This window comes from Actinokineospora xionganensis (assembly GCF_014323725.1).
Taxonomy (GTDB): Bacteria; Actinomycetota; Actinomycetes; order Mycobacteriales; family Pseudonocardiaceae; genus Actinokineospora; species Actinokineospora xionganensis.
The window spans coordinates 258,284-271,958 of sequence record NZ_JABVED010000003.1; the positions used below are offsets into that span (position 1 = coordinate 258,284).

11 protein-coding genes and 1 tRNA gene are annotated in these 13,675 nt (G+C 70.3%); 8 read left to right on the forward strand and 4 right to left on the reverse strand.

Going from position 1 to position 13,675, the window contains the following annotated elements; genetic code table 11:
* Positions 1-62 precede the first annotated feature (62 nt).
* The 6 genes from GPZ80_RS07495 (at position 63) to GPZ80_RS07520 (ending at position 8,047) form a co-directional block, all read left to right on the forward strand.
* Positions 63-671, forward strand: a complete 609-nt coding sequence (locus tag GPZ80_RS07495) for a hypothetical protein (RefSeq protein WP_187219413.1) — start codon at positions 63-65, stop codon at positions 669-671.
* A 164-nt stretch (positions 672-835) separates the two neighbouring features.
* Entirely contained in the window at positions 836-1,423 is a 588-nt protein-coding gene (locus GPZ80_RS07500) for a hypothetical protein (protein ID WP_187219415.1), read from the forward strand.
* A gap of 145 nt (positions 1,424-1,568) precedes the next feature.
* On the forward strand, positions 1,569-4,358 hold the full coding sequence (topA, locus tag GPZ80_RS07505) for a type I DNA topoisomerase (RefSeq protein ID WP_187219417.1): 2,790 nt from the start codon (positions 1,569-1,571) through the stop codon (positions 4,356-4,358).
* 67 nt (positions 4,359-4,425) lie between these two features.
* Positions 4,426-4,698 (forward strand): hypothetical protein, encoded by a 273-nt coding sequence (locus GPZ80_RS07510; protein ID WP_187219418.1) that lies wholly within the window; start codon positions 4,426-4,428, stop codon positions 4,696-4,698.
* A 164-nt stretch (positions 4,699-4,862) separates the two neighbouring features.
* A complete protein-coding gene (locus GPZ80_RS07515; protein WP_187219778.1) occupies positions 4,863-6,851 on the forward strand; it encodes a bifunctional MFS transporter/dTMP kinase in 1,989 nt (662 codons plus the stop codon).
* Entirely contained in the window at positions 6,851-8,047 is a 1,197-nt protein-coding gene (locus GPZ80_RS07520) for a DNA polymerase III subunit delta' (RefSeq protein ID WP_187219420.1), read from the forward strand. Before GPZ80_RS07515 ends, GPZ80_RS07520 begins: the two co-directional genes overlap by 1 nt.
* 125 nt (positions 8,048-8,172) lie before the next feature.
* Here GPZ80_RS07520 and GPZ80_RS07525 read toward each other — a convergent pair whose 3' ends face one another.
* Positions 8,173-9,813, reverse strand: a complete 1,641-nt coding sequence (locus GPZ80_RS07525; RefSeq protein ID WP_187219422.1) for a hypothetical protein — start codon at positions 9,811-9,813, stop codon at positions 8,173-8,175.
* 104 nt (positions 9,814-9,917) lie between these two features.
* On the opposite strand from GPZ80_RS07525, the gene GPZ80_RS07530 reads away from it, so the two are divergent.
* Positions 9,918-9,991: transfer RNA gene (locus GPZ80_RS07530), tRNA-Thr, on the forward strand.
* 57 nt (positions 9,992-10,048) lie between these two features.
* Here the strand turns inward: GPZ80_RS07530 and GPZ80_RS07535 are convergent.
* The gene (locus GPZ80_RS07535) at positions 10,049-10,429 is read right to left on the reverse strand and encodes a VOC family protein (protein WP_187219424.1); all 381 of its coding nucleotides are present in this window, start codon (positions 10,427-10,429) and stop codon (positions 10,049-10,051) included.
* A 48-nt stretch (positions 10,430-10,477) separates the two neighbouring features.
* Between GPZ80_RS07535 and GPZ80_RS07540 the strand changes: the two genes are divergently transcribed.
* Complete coding sequence (locus GPZ80_RS07540; protein WP_187219426.1) at positions 10,478-11,113, forward strand: MSMEG_1061 family FMN-dependent PPOX-type flavoprotein; 636 nt, start codon at positions 10,478-10,480, stop codon at positions 11,111-11,113.
* Here the strand turns inward: GPZ80_RS07540 and GPZ80_RS07545 are convergent.
* Together GPZ80_RS07545 and GPZ80_RS07550 are read right to left on the reverse strand one after the other, a co-directional pair.
* Positions 11,110-12,846: a serine/threonine-protein kinase gene (locus tag GPZ80_RS07545; RefSeq protein WP_187219428.1), complete on the reverse strand. Its 1,737-nt coding sequence runs from the start codon at positions 12,844-12,846 to the stop codon at positions 11,110-11,112. The genes GPZ80_RS07540 and GPZ80_RS07545 overlap by 4 nt on opposite strands.
* Positions 12,843-13,658, reverse strand: a complete 816-nt coding sequence (locus GPZ80_RS07550) for a hypothetical protein (RefSeq protein ID WP_246476851.1) — start codon at positions 13,656-13,658, stop codon at positions 12,843-12,845. Before GPZ80_RS07550 ends, GPZ80_RS07545 begins: the two co-directional genes overlap by 4 nt.
* Between the last annotated feature and the right edge of the window lie 17 nt (positions 13,659-13,675).

Here is a 13,675-nt window from a genome sequence, read left to right on the forward strand (position 1 = left end):
GGCCGTCGGGGCCGTGCGAGCATCGAGGTCGGCACCGGGAGCACCAGGCAAGGAGCAGCACCATGGTTCGTCGTCTCGCCGCAGTCGCCGTGGCTGCCGTGACGCTGTCGTTCGGTCTTGCCGGCTGCGGATCGGACTCCCCGCCCACCGCGGGCGGCACCACGACCACGACCACCACGGCGGGGGCCGCGAACGGCGACGCTGTGGCCTGGGCGGACAAGGTCTGCTCGGCGGTCGCGCCGGAGGTCGAGAAGTTCAAGGACACGCCGACCGGCGACCCGACCAACCTCCAGGCGACCAAGGACGGGTTCGTCACCTACCTCGACGGGATGGCGCAGGCCCTCGACCGGATGATCTCCGGAATCCGGGACGCGGGCTCACCGCCGGTCACCGACGGCGACGCCGCCGCCAAGGCCGTCGAGAACTCGCTCGAGACCGCCAAGGGCACGGTCACCTTGGCCAAGGACAACCTGGCGAAGGTCGACGCGAGCAACCCGCAGGCGTTCCAGGCCGGGATGGCCCAGGTCGGGCAGGACCTCCAGGGGCTCGCCCAGATGGAGGACCCGACCAAGGGCCTGCGCGGCAACAAGGAACTCAACGACGCCTTCGAGAAGTCGGACAAGTGCAAGGCCCTCAACGAGCCCACCACCAGCGGCACACCGACCTCCTGAGTACGCCCTGAACAAACACGCTTGCGACTCACCGCCGCCTAAGGGGACCGTGACGGAACCCGACCACGGTTCGCGCCCAGCCGCACCTGCCACTAAAGGGTGACCCAAACCCAAAATTCCGGGGAGGCGGACAGGGATCGAACCTCTGTTCTATTCTGGCCGCCGTGGCGCAGCTGTCGTTCTTCTCCGCCGAGGCGACTCAACCGCGGGTGGCCGATCTCGCGGGGGTGCTGTGCGGGCCAGGGCGGACGGTGGTGTTCGCCAAGGCCACAGCCAAGTTGATCGTCCCGGTCGACGATGTCTGGCGGGCCAGGGCGCTGGTCGCCGCCTGCGCCGAGCGCGGGGTCCGGGCGCAGGTCCGGGGCGACGACCATGCCACGATCGTGTGCACCGCGTTCCGGGTCGACCTCGCGCCGCTCGCCGCCGCTTGGTCCGACGGTGATGGCAAGGTGGTGCCTGGCGGGTTCACGCCGGATGGCGCTACCTTGCGGATGTGGGTTCTGGCGGCGGGCCGCTGGGACAACAGCGGGTATGTCCTGCCGCTTGACCAGGCCGTCCCGGACACCCATGAACCACTGCGTGAAAGCCTGGCCCGGTGCGGTCTGCCTGCGACGACGCGGGTCGACGGGTCCGGTCTGAAGATCGTCGGACGCAGGCGGCTGGCCCGGCTCCGTGAGCTGGTCGGGCCGCCGGTCGACCCGGGCTGCGGGGGGCAGTGGCCCGACGTTTCCCGGATGCGCGTCGTGTCCTGAGCGTGCTACAGGTGGTACAGGTTCATACTCGTTCGGCCCATCCAGGCCGGCACGGAGAGCCCCTGAAATAGGGCATCGGCTGTGCGGCGTGCACACTGACTGGCTGACACGGGGCTCAAGACGGCTTCATAGAGAGCGGGAAAGCGTGGCTGGCTCGACAGGGACGAAGAAGAACGGTGGTGGCACCGACGGCACTCAGCCTCGTCGGCTGGTGATCGTCGAGTCGCCCGCCAAGGCGCGCAAGATCGCGTCCTACCTTGGCCGGAACTTTGTCGTCGAGTCGTCCCGTGGCCACATCCGCGACCTCCCGCGCAAGGCCGCGGAGGTTCCGGAGAAGTACAAGGGCGAGTCCTGGTCGAACCTGGGGGTCAACGTCGACCAGGGCTTCGAGGCCATCTACATCGTCACGCCGGACAAGAAGGCCACGGTCACCGAGCTCAAGGGCCTGCTCAAGGACGTCGACGAGCTCTACCTCGCGACAGACGGCGACCGCGAGGGCGAAGCCATCGCGTGGCATCTGCTCGAAGCGCTCAAGCCCAAGGTGCCGGTGCGCCGGATGGTCTTCCACGAGATCACCGAGCCCGCGATCCGCGCCGCCGCCGAGAACACCCGCGAACTCGACCGCGACCTGGTCGACGCGCAGGAGACCCGCCGCATCCTCGACCGCCTCTACGGCTACGAGGTCAGCCCGGTCCTGTGGAAGAAGGTCATGCCGCGCCTGTCGGCGGGCCGCGTGCAGTCCGTGGCCACCCGCATCGTCGTGCAGCGTGAACGCGAGCGGATGGCGTTCGTCGCGGCCACGTACTGGGACATCTCCGCGACCATGGACGCGGGCGCCGAGGCCGAGCCGCCCACGTTCGCCTCCCGCCTGCTCTCGGTCGACGGCACCCGCCTGGCCACCGGCCGTGACTTCGGCCAGGACGGCCAGCTCAAGGCAGGCGCCGACGTGCTGCTGCTGGAGGAGGCCGAGGCCCGTCGCCTCACAGAGAGCCTGGCGGGCGCCGCGCTCACCGTCTCCAGCGTCGAAGAGAAGCCGTACACCCGCAAGCCCTACGCGCCGTTCATGACCTCGACGCTGCAGCAGGAGGCGGGCCGCAAGCTCCGCTTCTCCTCGGAGCGGACGATGCGCGCTGCCCAGCGGCTGTACGAAAACGGTTACATCACCTACATGCGTACCGACTCCACCACGCTCTCGGAGACGGCCATCACCGCGGCCCGCCAGCAGGCCACGGACCTCTACGGCGCGCAGTTCGTCTCGCCGCAGCCGCGGCAGTACACCCGCAAGGTCAAGAACGCCCAGGAGGCGCACGAGGCCATCCGGCCTGCCGGTGAGGTGTTCCGCACCCCCGGCCAGGTCGCGGGTGAGCTGGAGACCGACGAGTTCCGCGTGTACGAGATGATCTGGCAGCGCACCATCGCCTCCCAGATGGCCGATGTGCGCGGCACGACGATGACCGTGCGCATCAGCGGCGCCGCCGCGAGCGGCGAGGAGTGCGTGTTCTCCTCCTCGGGTCGCACGATCACCTTCGCCGGTTTCCTGCGGGCCTACGTCGAGGCGGTCGACACCGAGACCGGTGGCGAGGCCGACGACGCCGAGCGCAGGCTGCCGCTGCTGGTCAAGGGCCAGCCGGTCACCGCGGCCGACCTGTCCGCCGACGGCCACAGCACCAGCCCGCCCGCCCGGTACTCCGAGCCCAGCCTGATCAAGGCGCTCGAAGACCTCGGCATCGGCCGACCGTCGACGTACACCTCGATCATCAACACGATCCAGGACCGCGGCTACGTGTGGAAGAAGGGTTCCGCCCTCGTCCCGTCGTGGATCGCGTTCTCCGTGATCGGCCTGCTGGAGCGGCACTTCGAGCGGCTCGTCGACTACGACTTCACCGCCGCGATGGAAGACGAGCTCGACCGCATCGCGGTCGGCGAGCAGCAGCGCACCAACTGGCTCACCGGCTTCTACTTCGGCGGTGAGATCGGGCCCGAGGGCTCGGTCGGCCGTTCGGGCGGGCTCAAGAAGCTCGTCGGCTCCGGCGTCGAACACATCGACGCCAAGGAGGTCAACTCCATCCCGGTGTTCACCGACGCCGAGAACCGCCCGGTCGTGGTCCGTGTCGGCCGGTACGGGCCGTACCTGGAGCGCGAGGTCGACGGCGCGGCGCAGCGGGCGAACGTGCCCGAGGACCTGGCGCCCGACGAGCTGACCCTGGAGCTGGCCGAGAAGCTGTTCTCCACCCCGATGGAGGGCCGCAGCCTCGGCAACGACCCGGTCACCGGGCACGAGATCGTGGCGAAGGAAGGCCGCTTCGGCCCGTACGTCACCGAGGTCCTGCCCGAGGCCGAGGAGCCGCCGCCGCCCGCCGAGGGCGCGAAGAAGACCCGGGCCAAGGCGCCCGCCAAGCCCAAGCCGCGCACGGGCTCGCTGTTCAAGGACATGTCCCTGGACACGATCACCCTCGACGACGCCTTGAAGCTGCTGTCGCTGCCCCGCGTGGTCGGCACCGACCCGGCGACCGGTGAGGAGATCACCGCGCAGAACGGGCGCTATGGGCCGTACCTGAAGAAGGGCACGGACTCGCGCTCGCTCACCACGGAGGACCAGATCTTCACGGTCACCCTGGAGGACGCGCTCAAGATCTACGCCGAGCCGAAGAAGCGCGGCAGGCAGGCCGCCGCGTCGGCCCCGCCGCTGCGCGAGCTGGGCAACGACCCCGTGTCGGGCAAGCCGATGGTCATCAAGGACGGCCGATTCGGGCCGTACGTGACCGACGGCGAGACCAACGGGTCGCTGCGCAAGGCCGACAGCGTCGAGACGCTCACCGACGAGCGCGCCGCGGAGCTGCTGGCCGAGAAGCGGGCCAAGGGTCCGGTGACGAAGAAGGCACCCGCTCGGCGCAAGGCACCGGCCAAGAAGGCTCCGGCGAAATCGAAGTCGTAGCCCTCTGTCGCTCTAACGGGTGAACGCTTAGCCTGCGAGGGGTAACCCGCCCGAGAGGGGGCCCCGAATGGGTGAATCGTTCCGTCCTGACGACGCGCGCGATCTGGATCCCCCTCGGCTCCGGCTCCCGCGCGCCGTCCGGCCGCCTGTCGCCCCGATCGTGCGGCCCGGCCTGATCGAGTACCCGCCGCGTCCGGGCTGGCCGTACGAGCCGCGGGCTGGGGGGCGGCGGGTCAAGCTGAGTGTGTCCCTGGTGATCCTCGCGGCCGTCGTCCTGCTCTTCATCGCGTACCAGGTCGTCAGCGGTTTCCTCGGCATGATCAATGGACTTGTCAACTAGATCACGCAAAGTGAGCCCGATCGAGTCCGGTTTGTGCGAGCCTGTCCGAACATCCCAGCTACGCTGGGCTTGACACTTGGCGTGGAGATGGGGTGGAGGGCATCAGCGGGGGCCCGAACGAACAGCTCAGGACCAATGAGCCGACCACGGGCGCCGAATCGTCCATGGCGCACCGGGCCCGGAGTGTCCTGGCGATCCGGCCGTTCCGCAGGCTCTGGGGTGTCACCTATCTGACCAGCGTCGGTGACTGGCTGTCATTGCTCGCTCTCACCGGGTTGGTGGCCTCGCTCACCCAGGACTACAAGGCGCAGAGCTTCGCGTTCTCCGGCGTCGTCCTGACCCAGCTTCTTCCCGGCCTGCTGTTCGCGCCGCTTGGCGGCCTGTTCGCCGATCGGTTCGACCGCCGCAAGGTGATGGTCCTCGCCGACATCGGGCGGTGCGGGCTGTTCCTGTCCATCGCGGTCGTCGGCTCGACCGTGTGGCTTTTCATCGGCAACTTCCTGATCGGCTGCTGCGCGCTGCTGTGGATCCCGTCGAAGGACGCCGCGGTCCCCAACCTGCTGCGCAGGCCCGACCAGGTCGAGACGGCCAACCAGCTCGGCATGGTGATGACCTACGGCATCGCCGTGATCAGCGGTGCGGGCCTGTACTCGCTCATCACCGGTATCAGCACGAACCTGAATCTCCCGTTCGGCACCAGCGACCTCGGCATCGCCCGGTTCATCCTGACGATCAACGGCCTGCTGTACCTGACCGCGGCGATCATCGTCGCCACGCGCATCCCGGAGTTGTCCAAGCGGGCACCGGTGGTGCCCAAGCCGGAGGACAAGGACAAGCCGAAGAAGAGCGGCTTCCTGGCCATGGTCAAGGACGCGGGCCACTTCGTGCGGACGACGCCGATCGTGCGCGGCCTGCTCGTCGGCATGATCGGCGCGTTCGCCGCGGCGGGCGCGCTCATCGGGTCCGCCCAGCTCTACGCCAACAGCCTGCGCGGTGGCCAGTCGGCGTTCGGTCTGCTGTTCGTCGCCCTGTTCATCGGCCTAGCCACCGGCATGACCGGCTCACCGAAGCTCGCCAGGAGGCTGCCGCACAACCGCCTCTTCGGCATCGCGATCGTGGTCGCGGGTTTGGCGCTGATGGTCGTGGCGCTCTCGCCGCACCTGGCCGTCTCACTGGTCACGGTGTCGGTGCTCGGGGCCAGCGCGGGCGCGGCGTTCCTCACCGGTGTGACGATCATCGGCACCCAGGTCGAGGACGCCATCCGCGGCCGCATCAACGCCATCTACCAGTCGCTGATGAAGATCATCCTGGCCGGCGCGATGGCCGCGACGCCGGTGCTCGTCGGCCTGGTCCGGCCGCACGAGATCAGCATGTTCGGCAAGCCGATGACGGTCGACGGCACCCGGCCCGTGCTGCTCGGCGCGGGCCTGCTCGCCGCGCTGGTCGGTATCGTCGCCTACCGGCAGATGGACGACCGCCGGTCCGAGACGATCCTGTCCGACCTGGTCGCCGCCCTCCGGGGCAAGCCGCGGCGGTCCACCGGCCTGCTCATCGCCGTCGAAGGCGACACCCACCTCGACACGTCGACCCAGGCCCATCTGCTCGCCAACTGGCTGCGCGGCCCGGGCGGCCGGGAAGTCTTCCTCGCCACCGACCCGGCGCTCGACGACGAACGCCTGCACGCGGTGCTCACCGGAGCCTCGCTGTCCAGCGCCCGGGCCCACGCGCTGGTGGCCGCCGCGGTCCGCGCCGACCTCGTCGAGCGGGAGATCCGCCCGGCGCTCGAGCGCGGCGCCCTGGTCGTGATGGAGCGGTTCGTCGACAGCCCGCTGGCCCACCTTTCGGTCGCGGCCGGGCTCGACCCGGCCGAGCTTGAAGGCCTCGCCGACTGGGCCACGTCCCGGCTGCGGCCCGACATCACCGTCCTGCTCGACCGCGATCCGGGCACCCTCCCGAAGTGGCCGGGCAACACCGAGCATCATTGGCATGTGCAGAGCGTGCTGACCGATATGGCCCGGGCCGACCCCGACCGCTATGTGGTGGTCGACGGCGACGGCACCATGGAAGACGTCGCCGACCGGGTCCGCCTCGCGGTGCAGACCACCCTCGCCGGTCGCAGGCTTGGCGACCTCGTGCCGGAGCGGGCTTCCTGATGGGCGGAGTCTGGTCGCAGCTCGTGGGGCAGCCGGACGCCGTGGAGGTCCTCAGCGCGGCCGCCCAGTCGGGCGCCCGGCTGGTCGACGGCACCGGCACGGCCGCGGGGATGACGCACGCCTGGCTGTTCACCGGTCCACCCGGCTCCGGTCGCTCCGTCGCCGCGCGCGCGTTCGCCGCGGCGCTGCAGTGCACGGCGGGCCAAGAGGTTCCCGGGTGCGGCGAGTGCCAGGGCTGCCACACCGCGATGGGCGGCACCCACGCCGATGTGCGCATGGTGGTCCCCGAGGGCCTGACCATCTCGGTCAGCGAGATGCGCGCGCTGGTGCAGACCTCGGCCCGCAGGCCGACCGGTGGCCGCTGGCAGGTCGTGATCATCACCGACGCCGACCGACTGACCGAAGGCGCGGCGAACGCGTTGCTCAAGGCGGTGGAAGAGCCACCACCCCGCACGGTCTTCCTGCTGTGCGCGCCATCTGACCACCCTGACGACGTGTCGGTGACGATCCGCTCGCGCTGCCGCCGCATCGCCCTGCGCACCCCGGCCGCGGACGCGATCAGCGAAGTCCTCCGCCTGCGCGACGGGATAGATGCGGACACCGCGAACTGGGCCGCGTCGGTGTGCGGCGGCCACGTCGGCCGCGCCCGCAGACTGGCAACAGACCCAGCGGCCCGCGACCGCCGCGAGAAGGTCCTGAAGATCCCCCTGCAACTGCGCAGGATGACCGACGTCTTCGACGCCGCGGGTGAGCTCGTGAAGGCCGCGGAAGCCGACGCCACCGAGGTCAGCGAAACCCGCGACGAGGCCGAAAAGGACGCCCTGCGGACAGCCATGGGCCACGGCGGCACCGGCAAGGGCACCGCGTCGGCGTCGCGGGGGAGCGCGGGGGCGATCAAGGAGCTGGAGAAGCGCCAGAAGTCGCGGGCCACCCGAACCAAGCGGGACGTGCTGGACCTCGCCCTGGTGGACCTGGCGGGGTTCTACCGGGACGTCCTGGTGGTGCACGCGGGTTCGAACACGACGCTGAACCACCCGGACCACGCGGACAGTGCGGCAAGGGCCGCGCAGAACTGGTCGCCGGAGTCGGCCCTGCGCAGGCTCGAGGCGGTGCTGGGGTGCCGGGAGGCGCTGGAGCAGAACGTGAAGCCACAGATCGCCATCGAGGCGATGGTGGCCGTGCTCTACTCAGGCTGAGACCCACACCGCCCCGCGCACCAACACAAGCCTGCTCAAGCCGAGGCTGGAGTTTCCAGCAAAGCGGCCGGAACGCACGCACCCCGCCCGACCGAGGTCAGACGGGGTGCGGCCCCTTTGTTCGATCAGTCGGTGTGTCGGTCCGGCGTGATCTTCACCTGTGCGACTCGGGGGCGGCGCGGCAGTGCCGCCACCAGAACGACACCCACCAAAAGCATCGCGGTGCCCGACCAGAACATCGGCACCGACTGGTACGCCGCGCTCGTGTAGGCCAGCGGCGGGGTCTGCTTGCCCTGCGGCGCCGGCGCGGGCGGCTGCGTCGGTGTCGCGGTGCCGCAGACGACGCCGCCGGTCGGCGCGAACGCGCGGGCGATCTGTTCGCCCAGCGAGATCTGGGCCAGCGCTGACGGCAGGTTCGGCAGGCCGAGCGCGTCGGTCGGCAGGACCTGCAGGTCCAGCATGCGAGCCGTGGCGCCCAACTGGTAGCCCTTGAACGGCTGCGTCGCGTTCTCACCCTTCTGCGTCAGGTTCGCCACGGAAAGGCGGATGACGCCGAGGTCGAGCTTCTGCAGTCCGCCCGCGATGGCTTCCTGCGCGCCCTTGCCGTTGCCCAGCAGGCCGCCGATGATCGGGAGTTTGTCGGCGCCGGGCATCGAGGGGGCGCCGGGCAGCGGGATGCCGATGGGGAGATCCATCTTCGGGTTCGCCGCGTCCAGCTTGCCCAGGCTCTTGCCGCCCTGGACGACTTCGAGGACCGGCGCGGTGTACTTGACCGTCGAAGTCTTCTCGTCCCCGGTCGAGGTGACCTGCAGCGTCGGCTGGCTGACCACGTTGATCGACACCTCGTAGGGCGTGCCCGCGAGCAGCTTGACCGCCGCGACCTGCAGCGTCGAGGTCGACTGGACCGCCTTGTTGGCCGAGCCGGGGATGTCGATCAGCTTGACGACCGAGCGGGCCGACAGCGTGTTCGGCAGGCTCAGCAGCGAGCCCTTGCCGTCGGCGGTCTTGGCGCCTTGGCCGCCCAGCACTCCGCCGAGGGTGCTCAGCGGGCCCGCCAGGCCCTTGATGCCCTCGATGATCGCCTTGTCGGCGTTGGCGTCCATGTTCGGCGCGTCGAAGACGCCGGTGAGGTCGGTGCCGCCGGGGAGGGTGGGGATGGCGTTGAGCGCGGACAGGCTCGCCAACTCGGTGGCGGCGTCGGCGATGGTGTCGACACACGGACCCAGCGTGTCGCTCCAGTGGGCCTGCACCCGACCGTTGAGCAGGCCGGCCTTGACCAGGGTGTCCAGCGGCGAGGACGGCGGGTTCAGCCCGGCGCTCTTGGGCTGGGTGTTGTTCGGCGGCGCGGTCTGCGACAGCGCCCCCGGCGCCTGCGGGCTGACACCCTGGAACGCGAACCCGCCCGGCGCGGACTGCGCGATGGCCTTCTCGAAGGACAGGTAGGCCTCGGAGTTGGCCTGCGCGCTGGCGAGCCCGAAGCCCATCTCGGCGGCGGCCTGCTTCGGCAGCTTGTCCTCGGCGCCCGGGATGATCGTCTTGGTCGGCGTGGAGTTCGGCAGCAGCCGGACGATGGCAAGTCCTGTTCCCGCGTCACCGATGGCGTGGCCAAGCGGCTGCGGCCCGATCGGCGCCGACGGCGGCGGTGCGCTGGGGTTCGCGGGCGGCGGGATGGGGGTGGTCGGCTGGGCGGCAGCCGGGGAAGCGACCATCACCAGGACCGCGGCGGCGGCGGGCAGCGCCAGCACGGCAGACTTGCGTCGGGACATCGTCGGGGTCCTCCTCGCGCGATCCACACGGACCGACTATGGATTAAACGACACTAGGCCCCTCCAGTGACGCGATTCGCACCCGGTATAGTTGCCGCCAGCACGCCGCCTTAGCTCAGTCGGCTAGAGCGATTCACTCGTAATGAATAGGTCAAGGGTTCGACTCCCTTAGGCGGCTCGCAGGTCAGGCCCGGTCCGTTCGCGGACCGGGCCTTGTCTTTGCGCCAGTGGCGACTCAGGTGACCGCGTCCGCGCCCGCGGGCTGCCAGAGCTGCACCGGGTTTCCCTCCGGGTCGAGAAGGTCCGCAAACCACCCGTTCGGGTAACCCTCGTCGTGCACCTCGACTTCGATTCCCGCGCCGCGGAGCTGGGCGACCATGGCGTCGAGGTCCCGGACCCGGAAGTTGATCGCCCACTGCTGCTCGGGACGCCGCAAGTGCTGGGAGTCGGCCGGGGAGGCGGCGAACACCGTGGGGCCTGCCTCCTGGTCCCACGACCTCTCGTCGTAGCTCGCCGGTGGGCCGGGGATGCCGAGATGTGTCTCGTACCAACGGGTCAGGCACTCCGGGTCCTTCGCCCTGAAGAAGAAGCCGCCGATGCCTGTGATTCGTTCCATACTTCCGTCCCCCTCTCGCCAGACCTCGCACCACGTACTTTGGTGTGAGTGACCCATGATCTGTTCTTCGACGCGATCACCAGCGTCGACGCGCTGCGTGAGATCTACGAGCCGCCTTCCGGCGCGGCCGCGAGCAAGGAGATCCCGGCGCTCGACGAGTTGGCGCGCAGGCTGATCGCCTGTTCGCCCATCGTGTTCCTGGCCAGCGCCGACGCCCAGGGCCGCTGTGACGTGACGCCGCGCGGTGGGCAGGCCGGGTTCGTGTCCGTCCTCGACGACGGCACGGTGGTCATCCCCGACGCCACCGGCAACCGGCGGATCGACACCCTGCGCAACGTCGTGGAGACCGGGCGGCTCGGGCTGATCTTCCTGATCCCGGGCCGTGGGCAGACGCTGCGGGTCAACGGCCGGGCCTGTGTGTCCGCGCGGCCGGAACTGCTGGCCGGGCTGACCAGCGTGGGCAAGCCGCCGCGGTCGGCGCTGGTCGTGGTGCCGGACGAGGTGTTCACCCACTGCCCCAAGGCTTTCGTGCGGTCCGGGGTGTGGAAGCCGGAGACCTGGCCCGCCGCCGACGCGCAGCCGAGCCCGGCCGAGGTCACGCTCGCGCACCTCGGCGACCCGAACCTCACGCTCGCCCAGGTCGAGCAGGACCAGATCGACAGCCTGCGCTACCGGCTGGCCTAGGCCGACCGCCTGCGGGCCGACCACGCCGTCGCCAGCACCAGGCTGGAGGCGGCCAAGGCGCCGACGATCGCTGAGGCGATGCCGTAGGTGAGGGACGGTTCGCGGGCGGTCAGGACCGAGACCAGCAGCCACACGGCAGTGCCCACGAGCGCACCGAGCGGCAGCGCGGTGAAGGGGGCTGCCGGACGGCGGTGTCCTCGGCGCAGGGTGCGCATGGTCGACTCGATGTAGGCCAGCCCGAACAGGCCGAGCAGCAGACTGCCCGCGCCCATGAGGCTCGCCATCGCGTTCTGCTTGCTGACCAGGGTGAACCGCTGCGCCGGACCGTCGCCGATCGTGATCTCGCCGGTCGCGGCGCCGCCGACCGTCCAGCGCATGATCGGGTCGGGCGTCATCGTGACTTGGAATGTGCCGTCCGCGTTCGGCACGACCTTCGGCAACTGTCGGCCGCCCATCGGGATACCCGCGGCGTTGGCTTCGAGCAGGATCTCCGTCGTGCCCGGAGTGGTTTTGCCGGTGATCGTGAACGGTTCGCTCAGGTTCAGTGCCACGGGACCGCTCACCGGCTGGCCGTCGATCGCGAGCCCTTGGCCGTCGGCCTTGTGCTGCAACGTTTTCGACGCCATGAAGGGCAGGGCGGCCAAGGCGATCATCAGGACCGCGGCCGCCAGGCCGGGCCACAGCGGCGACGGGCCCTGGCGCATCAGCTCGCTGGCGGGCCGCAGCCCACGGCCGCGCGCCTCGGCGAAGTCGATCGAGCGGGTCGGCTCGTGGACCGTGCCCCGCACCGGCGGGGTGACGATCGTGGCCGCGTCCGGCTGGCGGTGCAGCTGCTGGGTGATGCTGCCCATGACCCTCGGACCCAGGTGGACCGGCACGCGGGAGCGCTCCAGCCAGCCCGGGCCGAACACCGCGGTCGCCGCCGCGCTGAGGTCGACGGCGAACGCCTCCGCGTCGCGGTAACGGTGGATCGGATCACGGGCAAGACTGCGCATGACCACTGTGGACAGTGGCTCCGGCACCCGGGGCAGCGGCTGCGGGTCGCTGAAGATGCGTTGGCGCATCATGCTCACCGCGCCGCGGGTGCGGTCGTAGGGCAGCTCGCCGCAGAGCAGCTCGTAGAGTACGGTGCCCGCCGCGTACACGTCGGCGGCCGGGCTGAGCGGGTTGCCCATGGCCTGCTCCGGCGCGATGTAGGCCGGGGTGCCGAGCACCTCGCCCGCGTGGGTCACCATCGTGGCGCCCTCGCTGACGACCTGGGCGATCCCGAAGTCGGCCACCTTCATCACGCCCGCCGACGTGAAGAGCAAGTTCTTCGGCTTGACGTCGAGGTGCAGCACCCCCGCCGCGTGCGCCGCGTGCAGCCCGCCGAGCATCGCCAGCGCGATCGCGCACGACTGCTCACCGGTCAGGCCCTCGTCGTGGAACTTGGAGTAGACGGTGCCGCCGTCGAGCTTCTCCATGACGAGCAGGTTGTCGCGGCCGGTCTGCACGTAGTCGTAGACCGGCACGATGTGCGGGTGGTCGAGGCTGGCCAGCACCCGCGCCTCCCGGTCGAACCGGGCGTTGACGTCCGGGTCGCCGATGAGGTCGGCGGGCAGCTGCTTGATCGCCACATGCCTGCCGAGCGAGCGGTGCACGCCTTCGTACACCACGCCCATGCCGCCGGAGCCGATCTTGTCGCCGACGCTGTACTGCGGCAGTGCCGAGGCGAGACCCGCGGGTGCGGTCATTCAGGCCACCTTTGGGGCTCGAGGTGCTGGGTCGTGAGGCTCACGGTCCGGCCGTCGTCGGGGACCGGCGCGGCGGCGGGCGCGTCCGGGACCGGGTGCGGAGTCAGGAAGCCCAGGGCCATGGCCACCAGGGCCGCGCCGAGCACGATCGGGATCTCCACCTCGACCTCCGGCGGCACCAGGCGCAGCACGGACAACGAGACGACCGCGACCAGCCCGGTGCCGATGCCCGCGGGAAGGAAGCGCAGCGCCCGGCGGAACCGGTTGGGGGAGAGGCGGTGTCGGGCGAGGGCGAGCAACGCGCCCGCCCAGGTGAGCGCGGTCAGGACCAGCATCGCCAGGCCGAACACGCCGTAGACCGACCAGAACGACCCCTGCACGTCGGCCACGGTCTTCGCGCCACCGAGCACGTTGCGGTCGTCGTCGAGCAGGGTGACCGAGGTCGGGAGCAGGCCGATGGCCTGGCCGTCGAGGTCACGCACGTCGAGCGGGAACGTCCGGGTGGTCCGGCCGCGCGCCGGGACCTCGAACGGGAGGGTGGTGTCGTAGGCGTAGAAGGTCAGGGCCAGTGCCACCCCGGACACCCTGATCAGCCGCACTTTCCGCGGTTTCGACCCGGGGTTCTCGGCCGTGATCGACAGCTCGGCGACCTTGCGGGGGTCGAGCGTGACGGTCCGGCCATCGATGTTCTTGCCATCGATGGTGACGGTGACTCTGAGCGGCTCGTCGCTGTCCTGGGCGGCGGCTGGGGACGCGCCCAAGACCAGCGCTGCCGTCACAAGGGCAACCGCCGCCGCGATAAGACGTCCCATGGGATAACCCCTAGTTG

Excerpts from the sequence above, each read along its gene's own strand:
- GPZ80_RS07515 (WP_187219778.1), top strand. The coding sequence starts at position 4,863 with ATGGCGCACCGGGCCCGGAGTGTCCTGGCGATCCGGCCGTTCCGCAGG.
- GPZ80_RS07550 (WP_246476851.1), bottom strand. The coding sequence starts at position 13,658 with ATGGGACGTCTTATCGCGGCGGCGGTTGCCCTTGTGACGGCAGCGCTG.
- GPZ80_RS07535 (WP_187219424.1), bottom strand. The coding sequence starts at position 10,429 with ATGGAACGAATCACAGGCATCGGCGGCTTCTTCTTCAGGGCGAAGGAC.
- GPZ80_RS07495 (WP_187219413.1), top strand. The coding sequence starts at position 63 with ATGGTTCGTCGTCTCGCCGCAGTCGCCGTGGCTGCCGTGACGCTGTCG.
- GPZ80_RS07510 (WP_187219418.1), top strand. The coding sequence starts at position 4,426 with ATGGGTGAATCGTTCCGTCCTGACGACGCGCGCGATCTGGATCCCCCT.
- GPZ80_RS07545 (WP_187219428.1), bottom strand. The coding sequence starts at position 12,846 with ATGACCGCACCCGCGGGTCTCGCCTCGGCACTGCCGCAGTACAGCGTC.
- GPZ80_RS07525 (WP_187219422.1), bottom strand. The coding sequence starts at position 9,813 with ATGTCCCGACGCAAGTCTGCCGTGCTGGCGCTGCCCGCCGCCGCCGCG.
- GPZ80_RS07520 (WP_187219420.1), top strand. The coding sequence starts at position 6,851 with ATGGGCGGAGTCTGGTCGCAGCTCGTGGGGCAGCCGGACGCCGTGGAG.